The sequence below is a fragment of the Variovorax sp. 10N432 genome (assembly GCF_056394465.1).
On the sequence record NZ_JBFTHX010000040.1, the window covers coordinates 21852 to 35861 of the forward strand.

The window sequence follows — 14010 nt, forward strand, 5'->3', positions numbered from 1 at the left end:
GTCAGAGCAACCCGACCGGCTCCTTCCCCATCTCCACATACTGAAGACCCGATCGGCGGCGTCTGACCGCCCCCGGCAGGGCGAACATCAGCAGGCTCAGCAACGCCGCCGCCAAGGCGGCACCGGTTCCGAGCGAACCGCCGAACCAAAGCCAGCCGACAGCGGCCAGCCACACCATCCACAGCACCGTGCGCGTCCAAGTCGTCATGCCACTCTCCCGATCCATGCGCCCACTGTAGCAGCGCTAAGGAATACCTAAGCATTAGTCAAACGGAATACTTCACACTATCTGCTTCTGCGAAGCCCCGTTGTAGGAAATACTCTGCAACAACAGTTGACGAAGCGCCGACGCGCTGTCCAAGCTATGGTCGCAGCGGGACCTACTGCGGGGTCTTGCGAAAGGGTCACTTCGTGAAGACGCTATCAGGGACTTTGTGGGGCCTTGTACTGGCCGGCCTGACCGCCGGCGCGCCAGCGGCGGATCTGGAGCTCGAGGGCAACCGCCTGCTGGTCAGCGGGACGCTCGACGGCAGCGCGGTGAAGGATTTCGAAACCCAACTGGCCGGCGGCCAGGTTCGCACCGTGGTGTTCGAGAACGCCTTGGGCGGCTCCGCCGAGGTGGCCGGCGACTACGCCCGCGCGATCCAGGCGGCAGGCGTCAATACCGAGGTCAAGGGCCAGTGCCAGGCCGCCTGCGCCTATGCCTTCCTGGCGGGCAAGGAGCACCGCTTCGGACACGGCTTCCAGGTCCACGCACTGCTGATCCCGGTGGTCGGACGCCCGCAGCCCGCCGAACTCGTCACCCGCTGGCGCGGCGACGAGGCCCAGCACACGCTGGCCGAGTTCACGACCCCGGCCGGCGGGACCGCCGCCCACAGTGCGCCCGATCCGGCGGCCGCGCCGACGAGCGCGCCCGAGGACGGCGCCAAGGACCGGTGGCAGCCCAACCAGGGCGTGCTGTTCACCTCCTCGCCGACGCTGTTCGGGCGGGTCCGCAACACCTTCTATTGCGACGGCACGCAGGGGCGCGACCTCTCACGCTGCGAGCTGCTGCCCGACGCCGATCCCTACAAGCTCGGCGTGCTCACGCCCTGACCCAGCCAGCCGGCCGCCAGCGGAAAGCTGAAGAACGCGGCCACGGTGGTCCACAGGATGATGCGGGCGATGCGCCCGTCGTCGGCGCCGAAGCGCTCGGCCAGCATCGAGACATTGCTGGCGCTGGGCAGTGCGGCCGCCAGCACCATCGCGACCAGCGCCGGCCCGCCGAGCGGCACGCCGAGCGCCCGCACGCCATGCGCCAGGGCCCACACCAGCAGCGGATGCGCCAGCAGCTTGATCGCGACCACGGGCAGCACGTCCGCCAGCGCCGCCTGGGCCGGCGGCTGTGAGCGGCCGGCCGCACTGCCCAGGGCCTGCGCGACCGCCGCACTGGCGCGGTGCTCGCGCGCCAGCACCGCCGACCGGGCCAGGACCGCGCCGATCGTGAACAGGGCCACCGGCGAGGCCGCCTCGGCCAGCATCGCGACCGTGCGCTCGATCGGGCCCGGGAACGTGAAGCGGGTCGCCGAGGCCAGCACGCCCAGCAGGATCGACCAGGGCATCGGGTTCTGGAAGATGCCGCGCAGCGCCTGCCGCAGGGCCTTGGCGGCGCCATGCCCGTCGGCGCCATCGAGCCGCGACAGCGCGATGCACAGCGACGAGGTGACCACCATGTCGAAGGCCATCGTGATGATCGTGGTCGATGCCGCCTGGGCGCCGAGGATCGCCACCAGCAGCGGCACGCCCATGAAGCCGGTGTTCGGAAAAGCGGCCACCAGGGCCCCGAAGGCCGCATCGTTCCAGCCGATGCGCCCATTGCGGCTGAGCGCGACCGTGGCGCCGACCACGATCAGCGCGCTCAGGCACCAGACCAGCGCCACGCCGCCGTCCAGCAACTGGCCGATCGGTGCACGGGCGCCGAAGCGAAACAACATGCAGGGCAGCGCGAAATAGAGCACGAAGGCGTTCAGCCCCGGAATCGCCGCCAGCGGCAGCAGGCCGCCGCGGGCCGCGGCATAGCCGGCGGCTATCAAGGCGAAGAAGGGAACGGTGACGAGGAAGATCTGCAGCACGCGGCGATTGTCCATGCGCGGCGCGCCTACCACAGTCGGGCGGCCCGGGCGGCCAAGAGGCCCCCGTATCATTCCCGGTTCCCGCCTCCGAACTCCCCATGTCTTCCGGTCTCAATCTCGCGCAACAAGAAGCCGTCAACTACATGCACGGCCCCTGCCTGGTCCTTGCGGGCGCGGGCTCGGGCAAGACCCGCGTGATCACGCACAAGATCGCGCGCCTGATCCAGGCCGGCCTCGAGCCCAAGCGGATCGCCGCCATCACCTTCACCAACAAGGCCGCCTCCGAGATGCGCGAACGCGCCAAGGGCCTGATCGGGCGCGACGCCAGGCAGGTGGTGGTCTGCACCTTCCACGCGCTGGGCGTGCGCATGATGCGCGAGGACGGCGCGGTGCTGGGCCTGAAGCCGGCCTTCAGCATCCTGGACAGCGACGACGTCACCAAGATCCTCAAGGACGCCGGCGGCACCACCGATGCCGCCACCGCGCGGATCTGGCAGTGGACCATCAGCAAGTGGAAGAACATGGGCCTCAACGCGGCCCAGGCCGAGGCCCAGGCGGCCGACGACAACGAGCGCATCACGGCCCGCATCATGGCGCGCTACGAAGAACGGCTGGCGGCCTACCAGAGCGTCGACTTCGACGACCTGATCGGCATGCCGCTGAAGCTGCTGCAGCAGCACGACGAAGTGCGGGCCAAGTGGCAGGCGGCGCTCGGCCACGTGCTGGTCGACGAATACCAGGACACCAACGCGACCCAGTACGAGGTGCTGAAGGCGCTGGTCGGCGAGCGCGGACGCTTCACCGCGGTCGGCGACGACGACCAGTCGATCTACGGCTGGCGCGGCGCCACGCTCGACAACCTCAAGAAGCTGCCGGTCGACTACCCGAACCTCAAGGTCGTCAAGCTGGAGCAGAACTACCGCAGCACCAGCGCGATCCTGCGCGCCGCCAACAACGTGATCGGCCCGAATCCCAAGCTGTTCCCGAAGACGCTGTTCAGCGAACTCGGCGAGGGCGAGCCGGTGCGCATCGTCGATGCCGACAGCGAGGCCCACGAGGCCGAGCGCACCGTGGCACGGATCCAGAGCCTGCGCGCCGGCGACGCCACCACGCAAGGCCCGCAGCACAAGGAGTTCCGCGACTTCGCGATCCTCTACCGCGCCAACCACCAGGCGCGGGTGTTCGAGCAGGCGCTGCGCAAGGCGCAGATCCCCTACAAGGTGTCGGGCGGCCAGAGCTTCTTCGACCGGGCCGAGATCAAGGACCTGTGCGGCTGGTTCCGGCTGTGGGTCAACAACGACGACGACCCGGCCTTCCTGCGCGCCGTGACCACGCCCAAGCGCGGCATCGGCCACACCACGCTGGCCGCGCTCGGCACCTTCGCGAGCCAGTACAAGCTGAGCCTGTTCGAGGCCCTGTTCAGCCCCTCGCTGCCGAGCGTGATGCCCAAGCGGGCGCAAGAGGGCCTGCATGAATTCGGCCGCTACATCAACGATCTCGAGTACCGGGCCCGCCGCACCATGGGCGCCGAGGACGCGCGCGCCTTCCTGGCCGAATGGCTCAAGGAGATCGACTACGAGAAGCATCTCTACGACGGCGAGGACAGCGAGCAGGCCGCGGCCAGCCGATGGACCAACGTGATGGAGTTCTGCGACTGGATGTCGCAGCGCTGCGGCGGCACCATCGACGACGCCTCCGGCGCCACGGTCGAGAGCGAGCGCAAGAGCCTGCTCGAAGTCGCGCAGACGATCTCGCTGCTGTCGACCATCAGCGAGCGCGAGCAGGACCAGAACGTGGTCACGCTGTCGACGCTGCACGCCTCCAAGGGCCTCGAATGGCCGCACGTGATGCTGGTCGGCGTGACCGAGGGCCTGCTGCCCTTCAAGCTGGACGACGACGGCGGCCGGCAGGAAAAGATCAGCGACGACACGCTGACGCGGCTGCAGGAAGAGCGCCGGCTGATGTACGTGGGCATCACGCGGGCCCAGCGCAGCCTCGCGGTGAGCTGGACCAAGCGACGCAAGAAGGGCCGCGAGATGGTCGCCGCCCAGCCGAGCCGCTTCATCGCCGAGATGGCGCTCGACAAGAAGACCGCCAAGGAAGACCCGCGCGAGAAGCTCAAGGCGCTGCGCGCCGAATTCGCGCGCAAGGTGCAGGACAACGCCGCCGCCGCCGCCGCGGCGGCCGCCTCGGCGCCATGAAGGGCTTGCGCAGGGCCTGGCTGGCCGCGGCCTGCATCGCCTTCGCCACCTTCGCCGCCGGCGCCGCGGCGCAAGGCGGCCCCGCGGCCTGCCCCGCCAGCGCCTCCGAGCTGCCGCTCCAGGCGCTGTTCGGCGATTGGGAAGCGCGCATCGACGGCACCCAGGGCGTGGCAAAAGTCAAGCTCAACCAACATCCCGACTACGCCGGGGTGCGCGGCACAATCACGCGGGACGGCGACGGTGCGCCCGCCAAGGTGTCGCAGCTGGCTGGCGACATCGACGACGACGGCATGCTGAGCCTCGACGAATCGCTGGACGGCCACGCCATCAGTGGCGTCTGGCTCGGCGCGCTGCAGCCGGGGTCGTGCGGTCGGGAGTTCAAGGGCGTCTGGCGCGACGCCGCGAACGACAGCACGCATCCGTTCGTCCTGAACAAGATTGGCAATTCGGCAACTGATCGATGAATCAACGCACCCTTCTATTCACCGCTCTTGTCACCGGCCTCGGCGCCACCGGCGCCCTGGCCCAGGCGGTGGACAAGCCGCCGAGTCCTCTGGCCGAATCCGAACTGACCTGGCAACAGTGCCAGCGCCTCGCCGGCAGCGGCAACAACGAGGCGCGGCTCGCCTGCTTCGACCGCTGGGCCCAGCAGCAGACCCTGCCCGCGGCCGCGGTGCCGACGGCGCCGTCGGTGCTGGTCGAGACGATGCCGCCGGTGGACGCCACCGTGCCGGCCACGCGGGTGGTCACGATCACGACCGAGGACGGCTGCCGCGACCGCCAATACTCGCTGCTGTCGCGCTTCTGGGAGCTGGAGGCCGGCAGCAGCTGCGGCACGCTGGGCTTCCGCGGCTACCGACCGCTCAGCGTCGGCCTCGGCGTGGCCGCACGGGAGCCCGAAACGGCGACCTCGCCGGCGCCCAACCACACCGGTGTCGACCGGCCCTACCAGGCGCAGGACATGCGCATCGGCCTGTCGCTGCGCACCAAGCTCGCGCAGGGGCTGCTCACCGGCGACGATCCGGTCAAGAAGGACGGCCTCTGGTTCGCCTACTCGCAGCTCTCGACCTGGCAGGTGTTCAACGAAGATCTGTCGCGCCCGTTCCGCACCACCGACCACGAGCCCGAGGTCATGTACAGCTACCCGCTCGACTACAAGCTGCCGGGCGGCTGGCGGCTGCGCTACACCGGCGTGGGGCTGGTGCACCAGTCGAATGGCCAGGACCTGCCCTACTCGCGCAGCTGGAACCGGGTCTACCTGATGGGCGGCGCCGAGCTCGGCGACCAGTTCACGATCACCGGCCGGATCTGGTCGCGCGTCTCCGAGAACGCCGCCAACGACGACAACCCCGACATCACCAAGTACCTGGGCAACGCCGACATCCGGCTCACCTGGCAGATCGACCGCTTGAACCAGGTCGTGGCCTGGGCGCATGGCGGCAAGGGCGCGGTGAAGCTCGAATGGCTGAAGGTCATCGGCGACCCGGTGAGGAGCAACCTGCGCCTGCAGACCCAGCTCTTCTACGGCTACGGCGACACCCTGGTCGACTACAACCGCAAGCGCACGGTGTTTACGATCGGGTTGGCGCTGGTCGACTTCTGAGCGCCTTCGATCAGTGCGGCACTTCGGCCGCCGCCCCAGAGGCGGCGCGGCCCGGGCTGCGGATCAGCAGCAGCAGCGGGATCGCGGCCAGCGTGACCGCCATCATGATTCCGAAGTCGGACAGGTAGCCGATCAGCACGCCCTGGCGCGTGACCTCGCCGTTCAGCATCGCGAGGCCGGCCGGGCTGGACGGGTTCAACAGCTGGGGCAGGCCGGCGAGGCCGTGGTTGCCCGGCCCCACGGTGGCGGCGAGCGTCGCATGGGCCCGGCCCGAGTTTTCGGTCAGCAGGGCCTGCACGATCGAGATCCCGACGCTGCTGCCGATGTTGCGCAACAGGCTGAAGACCGGCGTGCCCTGGTTGCGCAGCCGCGGCGCCAGGGTCGCGAAGGCCGCGGTCGACAGCGGCACGAAGGTGAAGCCGATGCCCAGGCCCTGGATGAAGCCCGAGACGATGATCAGCGAGCTGTCCATCTCGAGCGTCAGGCGCGTCATCTGCCAGAGCGAGAACGCGGTCAGGCCGAAGCCGACGGCCATGATGGCGCGGACGTCGACCCGCTGCACCAGCCGGCCGACCACGATCATCGCGATCATGGTGCCGATGCCGCGCGGCGCGGTCACGGCCCCGGTGTAGACCACCGGGTAGCCCATCAGCCCCTGCAGGAAGCTCGGCAGCAGCGCCATCGTGCCGTACAGGATCATGCCGACGATGAAGGCGAACAGCAGGCCGGTGACGAAGTTGCGGTCCTTGAGCAGGTCGCGGTTGAAGAAGGACACGCCCTGCACGGTCCAGGTGTGGACCACAAAGAAGGCGAAGGCGATCAGCGCCGCCGCGGCCTCCAGCCGGATCTCCCAGGAATCGAACCAGTCGAGCTGCTCGCCGCGGTCGAGGAACAGCTGCAGCATGCCGATCGCGAGGCTCAGCGTGACGAAGCCGAAGATGTCGAGCCGCTCGCCCTGCGGCCGGCTCTCGGGCAGGAAGCGCATGATGCCCCAGAGCGCGAAGATGCCCACCGGCAGGTTGATGAAGAAGACCCAGCGCCAGTCGAAGTTCTCGGTCAGCCAGCCGCCCAGCAGCGGCCCGAGGATCGGCCCGACCATGATCCCGGCGCCCCAGATCGCCATCGCCTGGCCGACCTTCTCGCGCGGATTGATGTCGAGCAGCACGGCCTGCGACAGCGGCACCAGCGCGGCGCCGAACACCCCCTGCAGCAGCCGGGCGGCGACGATCTCGACCAGCGAGTTCGCCAGCCCGCAGAGCGCCGAGGCGATCGTGAAGCCGATCACCGAGACCATGAAGACCTTGCGCCGTCCCCAGTGGCCGCACAGCCAGCCGGTCAACGGCAGCGCGATCGCCGAGGCCACGATGTAGGAGGTCAGGACCCAGGTGATCTGGTCCTGCGAGGCCTGCAGGCTGCCCTGCATGTGGGGCAGCGCGACGTTGGCGATGGTGGTGTCCAGCGCCTGCATGATGGTGGCGAGCATGATCGAAACCGTGATCAGCCCGCGATGGGCGACGCCCTGAGCGGGGTTCATCGCAGCTCCTCGGTCTGCAGCGCCAGCAGGCCCTCGCGGGCCTTGGCGAGCAGGGCGACCAGCTGGGCCCGTTCGGCCGGCGTGAACTGCGCCAGCGCGCGCGCCTGCAGGCCGTCGCTGAGGCCGAGCGCGGTGTCGAGCGCCTGTTCAGCGCTGGCCGCCGCGCGGACCAGGCGCACGCGCCGGTCGCTCGGGCTGTCCTGGCGATGGATCCAGCCGGCCGCCTCGAGCCGGTCGCACAGGCTGCCGACCGCCATGGCGCTCAGGTCCAGCCGCTGCGCCAGCTCGACCTGCGACATCGGCGCCTCGTCGCCATGCATCGCCAGCGCGCCGAGCACCCGGCACTGGGCCCGCGACAGGCCGATGCGTTCGCGCGCCAGCCGGTCGAACTGCTCGCCGTAGAGCTTGGCGACATCGTTCACGAGGAAGCCGAAGCGCTGGCTGAAGTCTCTTTTCATAAGGGGACTTATTATAAATAGGCTTAGCAGTTCGTGCAGCCCGTCCAGCGCGACAATCCGGCGATGACCTCCTCCCTGCCCACTCTCTCGCTGCTCGAAACCCGCGTCCTCGGCGTCTTGGCCGAGAAGCAGCGCACCGTGCCCGACAGCTATCCGCTGACGCTCAACGCGCTGGTCGCGGGCTGCAACCAGAAGACCAGCCGCAATCCGATCCTGGAGGTGACGGACGCCGAGGCCACGGCGGCGCTGGACAGCCTGCGGGGCTACAGCCTGGTGTCGGAGAGCAGCGGCGGGCGGACCTTCCGCTATGCCCACAACATCGACGGCGTGCTGCGGATTCCTTCGCAGTCGATCATCCTGCTGACCGTGCTGATGCTGCGCGGGCCGCAGACCGCGGGCGAACTGCGCATCGCCTGCGACCGGATGCACAACTTCGCCGACATCTCGGCGGTGGAAGGCTTCCTCGACGAGATGGCGGAACGCCCGGCCGGCGCGCTGGTCGTGAAGCTGGCGCGGCTGCCCGGGGCGCGCGAGAGCCGCTGGGCGCACCTGCTGAGCGGGACGCCGGCGGAAGATGCGGCGAGTCCGTCGGCTGTCGCGGGTGGCAGCAACGATGTGTCGCTCGGCGAGGTGGCGGCGCTGAAGGCCAACGTGGCGCGGCTCGAGGGCGAAGTCGCGAGCCTGAAGGCGCTGGTCGCGCGGATTTGCTCGGAGCTCGGCATCGACGGCTGAGGTGGCGGGGGCGCCGCGCGGCGCTCAGCCCTTCACGCACACCACCTGCTTCAGGGTGTGGACGACCTCGACCAGGTCCTGCTGCGCCGCCATCACCGCATCGATGTCCTTGTACGCGGCCGGCGTTTCGTCGATCACGTCGCGGTCCTTGCGGCATTCGACGCCTTCGGTCGCGGCGCGGTGGTCGGCCAGCGTGAAGCGGCGCTTGGCCTCGCCGCGGCTCATCACGCGGCCGGCGCCGTGCGAGCAGCTGTCGAAGCTGTCGGCATGGCCCTTGCCGCGCACGATGTAGCTGCGCGCGCCCATGCTGCCGGGGATGATGCCCAGCTGCCCGGCCTTCGCGCTGACCGCGCCCTTGCGGGTCACGTAGACGTCCTCGCCGAAGTGGTGCTCCTTCTGCACGTAGTTGTGGTGGCAATTGACCGCCTCGACGTGGCTCTGGAAGCTCTTGCGGATCACCGTCTTCGCGGCTTCGATCACGCGCCGCATCATCACTTCGCGGTTGACGGCCGCGAACTTCTGCGCCCAGCCCACCGCGCGCACGTAGTCGCCGAAGTAGCGGCTCCCTTCCTCGAAATAGGCCAGGTCGCGGTCGGGCAAGTTCACCTGCTGGCGCATCGCATCCTGCTTGGCCAGTTCGATGAACATCGTGCCGATGAAGTTGCCGACGCCGCGCGAACCCGAGTGCAGCATGAACCACACGAAGCCCGCTTGGTCGAGGCAGACCTCGATGAAGTGGTTGCCGGAGCCCAGCGTGCCCAGGTGCTGGATGTGGTTGGTCTTGGCCAGCTTCGGGTAGTCGCGGCACAGGGCCGTGAACTCGGGTTCGAGCGGCGCCCATGCGGTGTCGACCGACCCCGGCGTCTTCTGCCACGCCCCGGGATCGCGCGCGCCGGGCTTGCGGCCGTGCGGCACGGCACGCTCGATGGCCGAGCGCAGCGGGCCCAGGTTGTCAGGCAGGTCAGTGGCCACCAGCGTGGTCTTGCAGGCGATCATGCCGCAGCCGATGTCCACGCCCACCGCGGCCGGGATGATGGCGCGCAGGGTCGGGATCACCGAGCCCACGGTGGCGCCGATGCCGACGTGCACGTCGGGCATGGCCGCGATGTGCCTGAAGACGATCGGCAGGCGCGCCGCATGGCTCAGCTGGCGTCGGGCCTCGTCTTCGACCGGCACGCCGCGCGTCCACATCTTGATGGGCACGCCGCCACCGACTTCTTCCTCGATGTAGTTCTTGTCGTTCATGGTGTTTCTCCTTGTGCGGCCGTCGCGCATCACGCCACGTGCAGCTCGCCGCGCCGCAGGCGCGAGCCGATGCGCTCGATGCGGCGCCAGCCGCTGTTGTCGTTGAGGGTGATCCAGCGCCGCTCCTCGGAACGGTAGAACCAGTCCTTGTCCTGCTGGTAGTACACCTGTGCGCCGCTGGCTTCCCAGATGTTGGCGATCTCGTTGCTGTGCGCGCGCTGCTCGTCGAAGTCGGTGGTGGCCTTCTGGCCCATCTCGCTGTAGAGCGCGTTGAGCTGCAGCAGCAGCGCGGCGACCTCGGCCGGTATGCGCTCGGCGGCCAGGCCGATCTTCACCGCCTCGTCCAGCAGGATCGGATAGTTGTGCGAAGGGTACTTGCCGTTGAGTGCGCCCGCAATCGCCTCGGCCTTGGCCTCGTCGGCGACGTGGTAGGCCAGCAGTTCGCGGCACAGCATGATCGACAGCGACTCGGCCCGGTCGACCGCGCCGATCACCAGCGGATGCACGTACTGGAACAGCGACTTGTAGGCGTTCTCGGGCACCTCGCCTTGCTGATCGCGCCACAGGCGGATCACGCGCTGCAGCTCGTCGAGGCTGACGCCGACGCGGTCGTTGTCCCGGTCGACCGGCGACAGCGAGTGGTTCAGCGAGGTGTCGACCGCGGTGAGATAGGCTGTCGGGCCCATCAGGATCTGGTCCGCGCCAAGCGCCACCATGGTGGCGGCCGACGCGCACTCGAGCGGCACCAGCGCGACCAGACGGCGGCAATGCTGCCGCAGCAGGTTCACCAGGCGCAGCGACACCTGGCCGCTGCCGCCGCTCGACTTCAGGAACAGGTAGATCACCTCGTGTTCTCCGAGCCGCTGCAGCACGTGGTACATCGCGACCACGTCGCTGTGGCACACCGAGCCGCGCGGGCCGTTCCAGTAGGCGATGAGCGGCGCACCGAGCTGCTCGGCCAGCTGGGCGATCAGCGCCTGCGTCTTGCCGAACAGCACCGGAGGCTGCTTGATCTTGACCGGCATCTCGATGGCCGGGAGTTGTTCGTTCTTCATGTTGTTCTCTTTCAGTTGATGGGGCTGCTCAGCGCAGCCTCGGACGCCGTGGCGCCCGAGCCGCGCCAGCGTCAGCTCAGCCGCGATCCCTTCGGCAGGCGCGCGGCCAGCCACTCGTGCACGTCGGCGCGGATCTGCCGGCCCTCGAGCAGGAAGCCCTCGAAACGGCTCGGCACGTAGGGCAGGTAGACCAGCGGCATGCGCGCCTCTTCCGGCGTGCGGTCGGCCTTGCGGCCGTTGCAGGCGCCGCAGGCGGCGACCAGGTTCATCCAGGTCCAGCCGCCGCCGCGCGATTCGGGCACGATGTGCTCGCACTGCAGATCGCGCTCCGCGAAGCGCTGGGCGCAGTAGGCGCAGGTCATGCGGTCGCGGCGCAAGAGCTTGCGCTTGCTGAAGGCCGGTGCGACGTCGAACAGGTTGACGCGCGAGGCGCCAGCCAACGCGATGATGGGATGCACGTCGATGACCGACTGGCGGCCGCGCTCGACATTGAAGCCGCCGCGCAGCGTGGCGAGCGGACCCTCGCCATCGACCCATGCGACCGAGCCCGTGGCCACATGCAGCGCCGCGTGCTCGAGCGAGATCCACGCCTGCGGCGTGCCCTGGATGTCGAGTTGCAGCACGTGGCTGTGGAGCGGGTGCATGGGTGGCCTCCTTTCATGGCCGGGTCGGGGGAAATGCTTGGATGAATGGGGTGCACGAACGGAATCGAACCGTCGTCAGCGGGATCACGACCAGCGGCTCTGCCATTGAGCTACGCGCACCATGATCACCACTCGCCCAGTTCTCTCACGCGTTGGTCGAGATCCATGCGCCCGAGGCGATCCGGCGCCTGCCGGCGGAAAATCAGGGCGCCGAGACGCCTTGCCACGGCGAGAGCCAGCGGATCGCGTGGCTTGGCTGGCCGCACGACGATCGTGCGAATGGGGGTGTTGCATGTGCGCATGGCGGCTCCTGTGATGAAGTTGAGTTGGCGTTCCGCAGGGGAGTCGACCCCTGACTTCCTCCTGGACAGGGAGGCACTCTGGCCACTGAGTTAGCGGAACAAGGTCTGGTCCGTGCGGCAGGTTTCGAACCTGCGGCCTCGTGCTCCCAAAGCACGCGCGCTGCCTGCTGCGCCACACACGGCAAAACTGAAGATGGCGTCTCGTGCGGGGGTCGAACCCGCGATCTTCGGGATGAAAGCCCGATGTCCTTGGCCACTAGACAAGAAGAGAAAGTTGGTGCCCCAGGGGAGAGTCGAACTCCCAGGATTCCGCTTCTGAGGCGGACACGTCTGCCGGTTCCGTCACCGGGGCTTGAATGATCCATTTCGGTTGTGGCCTCACGCGATGGGCAACGCGTTGCGCGCGTTGCCCCGTCGACATCGCTGCACAGGGGTGATCGAGCCCCTGCACATCCCGCCAGGCCGTCCACGCGGCTGATCCCTGGCGGTGGGGTGAAGTCACACCCGAAATGGAGCGGGCACCGGGCGCAAGTCCCGGGGTCCGCATCGTGCGAAGCGGCGATCCGGTCCAGTGTCCGGTCGCGCCTCGCGGCAAATTCTTAAGGAGCATCCCCCGGATTCAGACCACGGTGCGTGCAGCGCGATCACTGCAGAAAAACAAAAAGGCCCGGAACCTTTCGGTGTCCGGGCCTCTGCAATAGAGAGCTTGGAGGTACGCGCCTACGCGCTCCCTCCACCCGGTGGCACTTGATCCTCATACGCCTTGGCCCACAAGCTGGCTTGCGTGGCGTGCATGGGGTTCAGGCGCAGATCGAATTTCGACGGCAGGTTGCCGAGGTCGTGGCACGACGAGACGCGCACGAACGTCCGGCCCGATGCGGGTCGAATGCTGGTGTGGCTCAGAGCTGCGTTCACGTTGGTTCCTGCTTGCGTTGATGAAATTCGTGCGGCTTGGGCCGCGAAGGAAGTGGACTGTAAATAGTCTTTACTGCGACGTCAACAGGCTCGACAATCTTTTCCTGTCTCGTTGTTGTTGTTTTTGAACAGTGCTCCCTCTCACCGTCATCCGTCGCCGCAATGCGCTGCTGCTCCATCGGCGCTTTCTCGAACAGGCGATCGCCGCCGGCCTGCCAGCCAAGGGCCTCGACCAGGCCTTCGCGAAGAAGCTCGAGATCTCGCCCAGCATGTGGAGCCAGATCAAGAGTTCGCGGCCCATCGGCGACATCCTTGCGCGGCAGATCGAGCGGCACTGCGATGTCGATGCCGGTTGGCTCGACGAAGAAGACCTGGTCGCCGATGCGCCGGATCCGGCGGAAGAGCGCTTCATCGCCGCTGCGCGGCGGGCTTGGCGGGGGGCCAATGCGAAGGGGAAGCGGGAGCTGAGTCGCTCGCTCCGAACGATCACGCTCGGACAAGCGCCTTTGCCGCAACGAGAGTGACGGCCCCGCGTGTCTGTCTTGGCGCTCGCGCAAATTCGGGCCGCATCCTATACTGCGCCCGTCATGTCAAAAAAAGGCGTGATCGGGCTTGGACTCCCGTTTGAAATCACTGCGACGAAAGCCGCAGTCACCCCGCAGGTCTGCGGCTTTGTCGTTCGTGTCTCCAGTTTTGGCGGCTCGATGGGCAAGCGCAAGCTTGGCCGGTTTTCATGCAAGTGGTTTCCCGGTAGTCCAAACCCGTCGAGCCGCCGCCCCCGCTTGGACTCGAGGGCATCGGTTTTAGACAGACCGAAACCCTTGGAGGCCATTCATGGCTGTTTCCACCCCCGCGTTCGCTCAATCCTCCAGCCGCTCCTCGGCTCGCACCATTCGCGATCCAGTCGCCACCGAGGCAATCGCACCGCGCCCGCACAGCGCAGCATCGCTCGCCTTCAAGGCGCAAGCCGAACTGGACCACTTGTGCGACGTCCAACTCGCCTACGCCTGCATCGAACAGCTGCTCGATCCGGACCGCTCGAGTGACGACGAGGAGATCCAGATCCACGCCACGCGCAGTCAGTTCAGCGCCCTTTTGAGGCTGCTCAACGGGGAATTGAAGCAGCGTCTCGAGTCTGTCGATGCCGCGCTGCAGTCGGTGCGCGACGCCTTGAAGAGCGGTGCCTGACAGGCACTTCCTCCGGTTGACC

At 68.1% G+C, this 14010-nt stretch carries 16 protein-coding genes and 5 tRNA genes; 6 read left to right on the forward strand and 15 right to left on the reverse strand.

All coding sequences use genetic code 11. The annotated features are described in order from the left end of the window. Position 1 precedes the first annotated feature (1 nt). Positions 2–208: a hypothetical protein gene (locus AC1DF3_RS30320; protein ID WP_286533772.1), complete on the reverse strand. Its 207-nt coding sequence runs from the start codon at positions 206–208 to the stop codon at positions 2–4. 203 nt (positions 209–411) lie between these two features. Here AC1DF3_RS30320 and AC1DF3_RS30325 point away from each other — a divergent pair, with 203 nt between their 5' ends. Continuing rightward, entirely contained in the window at positions 412–1095 is a 684-nt protein-coding gene (locus AC1DF3_RS30325) for a hypothetical protein (RefSeq protein ID WP_286533771.1), read from the forward strand. Here the strand turns inward: AC1DF3_RS30325 and AC1DF3_RS30330 are convergent. Then, the gene (locus AC1DF3_RS30330; protein ID WP_478141857.1) at positions 1068–2126 is read right to left on the reverse strand and encodes an AEC family transporter; all 1059 of its coding nucleotides are present in this window, start codon (positions 2124–2126) and stop codon (positions 1068–1070) included. The genes AC1DF3_RS30325 and AC1DF3_RS30330 overlap by 28 nt on opposite strands. Before the next feature lie 83 nt (positions 2127–2209). Between AC1DF3_RS30330 and AC1DF3_RS30335 the strand changes: the two genes are divergently transcribed. Genes AC1DF3_RS30335 through AC1DF3_RS30345 form a run of 3 tightly spaced genes read left to right on the forward strand, consistent with a single transcriptional unit; the run spans position 2210 to position 5915 of the window. Next, positions 2210–4312, forward strand: a complete 2103-nt coding sequence (locus tag AC1DF3_RS30335; protein WP_478141858.1) for an ATP-dependent helicase — start codon at positions 2210–2212, stop codon at positions 4310–4312. Continuing rightward, on the forward strand, positions 4309–4776 hold the full coding sequence (locus AC1DF3_RS30340) for a hypothetical protein (RefSeq protein WP_286533767.1): 468 nt from the start codon (positions 4309–4311) through the stop codon (positions 4774–4776). The genes AC1DF3_RS30335 and AC1DF3_RS30340 overlap by 4 nt, the downstream gene beginning before the upstream one ends. Then, the gene (locus tag AC1DF3_RS30345) at positions 4773–5915 is read left to right on the forward strand and encodes a phospholipase A (RefSeq protein ID WP_478141859.1); all 1143 of its coding nucleotides are present in this window, start codon (positions 4773–4775) and stop codon (positions 5913–5915) included. Before AC1DF3_RS30340 ends, AC1DF3_RS30345 begins: the two co-directional genes overlap by 4 nt. A 10-nt stretch (positions 5916–5925) precedes the next feature. Here the strand turns inward: AC1DF3_RS30345 and AC1DF3_RS30350 are convergent, their stop codons facing one another. Together AC1DF3_RS30350 and AC1DF3_RS30355 are read right to left on the reverse strand one after the other, a co-directional pair. After that, positions 5926–7449 carry a DHA2 family efflux MFS transporter permease subunit gene (locus AC1DF3_RS30350; protein ID WP_478141860.1) on the reverse strand — a complete coding sequence of 508 codons (1524 nt, stop codon included), beginning with the start codon at positions 7447–7449 and terminating at the stop codon, positions 5926–5928. Continuing rightward, complete coding sequence (locus AC1DF3_RS30355; RefSeq protein WP_478141861.1) at positions 7446–7907, reverse strand: MarR family winged helix-turn-helix transcriptional regulator; 462 nt, start codon at positions 7905–7907, stop codon at positions 7446–7448. Before AC1DF3_RS30355 ends, AC1DF3_RS30350 begins: the two co-directional genes overlap by 4 nt. Positions 7908–7970: 63 nt before the next feature. Between AC1DF3_RS30355 and AC1DF3_RS30360 the strand changes: the two genes are divergently transcribed. Continuing rightward, positions 7971–8639 (forward strand): YceH family protein, encoded by a 669-nt coding sequence (locus AC1DF3_RS30360; RefSeq protein WP_478141862.1) that lies wholly within the window; start codon positions 7971–7973, stop codon positions 8637–8639. Positions 8640–8663: 24 nt separating this feature from the next. Here AC1DF3_RS30360 and AC1DF3_RS30365 read toward each other — a convergent pair whose 3' ends face one another. The 11 genes from AC1DF3_RS30365 to AC1DF3_RS30415 all read right to left on the reverse strand — a co-directional run bounded on the left by AC1DF3_RS30365 (position 8664) and on the right by AC1DF3_RS30415 (position 13300). Continuing rightward, complete coding sequence (locus tag AC1DF3_RS30365; RefSeq protein WP_286533759.1) at positions 8664–9884, reverse strand: RtcB family protein; 1221 nt, start codon at positions 9882–9884, stop codon at positions 8664–8666. 29 nt (positions 9885–9913) lie between these two features. Next, complete coding sequence (locus tag AC1DF3_RS30370) at positions 9914–10939, reverse strand: hypothetical protein (RefSeq protein WP_478141863.1); 1026 nt, start codon at positions 10937–10939, stop codon at positions 9914–9916. Positions 10940–11010: 71 nt separating this feature from the next. After that, positions 11011–11583, reverse strand: coding sequence for an HNH endonuclease (locus tag AC1DF3_RS30375; RefSeq protein WP_478141864.1), 573 nt, complete (start codon positions 11581–11583; stop codon positions 11011–11013). A gap of 46 nt (positions 11584–11629) precedes the next feature. After that, positions 11630–11703: transfer RNA gene (locus AC1DF3_RS30380), tRNA-His, on the reverse strand. Positions 11704–11708: 5 nt separating this feature from the next. Then, entirely contained in the window at positions 11709–11885 is a 177-nt protein-coding gene (locus tag AC1DF3_RS30385) for a short-chain dehydrogenase (protein WP_286533756.1), read from the reverse strand. A 25-nt stretch (positions 11886–11910) separates the two neighbouring features. Further along, positions 11911–11985: transfer RNA gene (locus AC1DF3_RS30390), tRNA-Asp, on the reverse strand. Positions 11986–11991: 6 nt separating this feature from the next. Next, a tRNA-Pro gene (locus AC1DF3_RS30395) sits at positions 11992–12067 on the reverse strand. A 12-nt stretch (positions 12068–12079) separates the two neighbouring features. After that, positions 12080–12148 (reverse strand) — tRNA-Glu (locus AC1DF3_RS30400). Between the two features lie 12 nt (positions 12149–12160). Further along, positions 12161–12237: transfer RNA gene (locus AC1DF3_RS30405), tRNA-Leu, on the reverse strand. Between the two features lie 368 nt (positions 12238–12605). Next, positions 12606–12800, reverse strand: coding sequence for a hypothetical protein (locus AC1DF3_RS30410; protein ID WP_301813022.1), 195 nt, complete (start codon positions 12798–12800; stop codon positions 12606–12608). Further along, a complete protein-coding gene (locus AC1DF3_RS30415; RefSeq protein WP_478141865.1) occupies positions 12797–13300 on the reverse strand; it encodes a hypothetical protein in 504 nt (167 codons plus the stop codon). Before AC1DF3_RS30415 ends, AC1DF3_RS30410 begins: the two co-directional genes overlap by 4 nt. 334 nt (positions 13301–13634) lie before the next feature. Between AC1DF3_RS30415 and AC1DF3_RS30420 the strand changes: the two genes are divergently transcribed. Next, positions 13635–13988, forward strand: coding sequence for a hypothetical protein (locus tag AC1DF3_RS30420; protein ID WP_286533754.1), 354 nt, complete (start codon positions 13635–13637; stop codon positions 13986–13988). Positions 13989–14010: the final 22 nt, after the last annotated feature.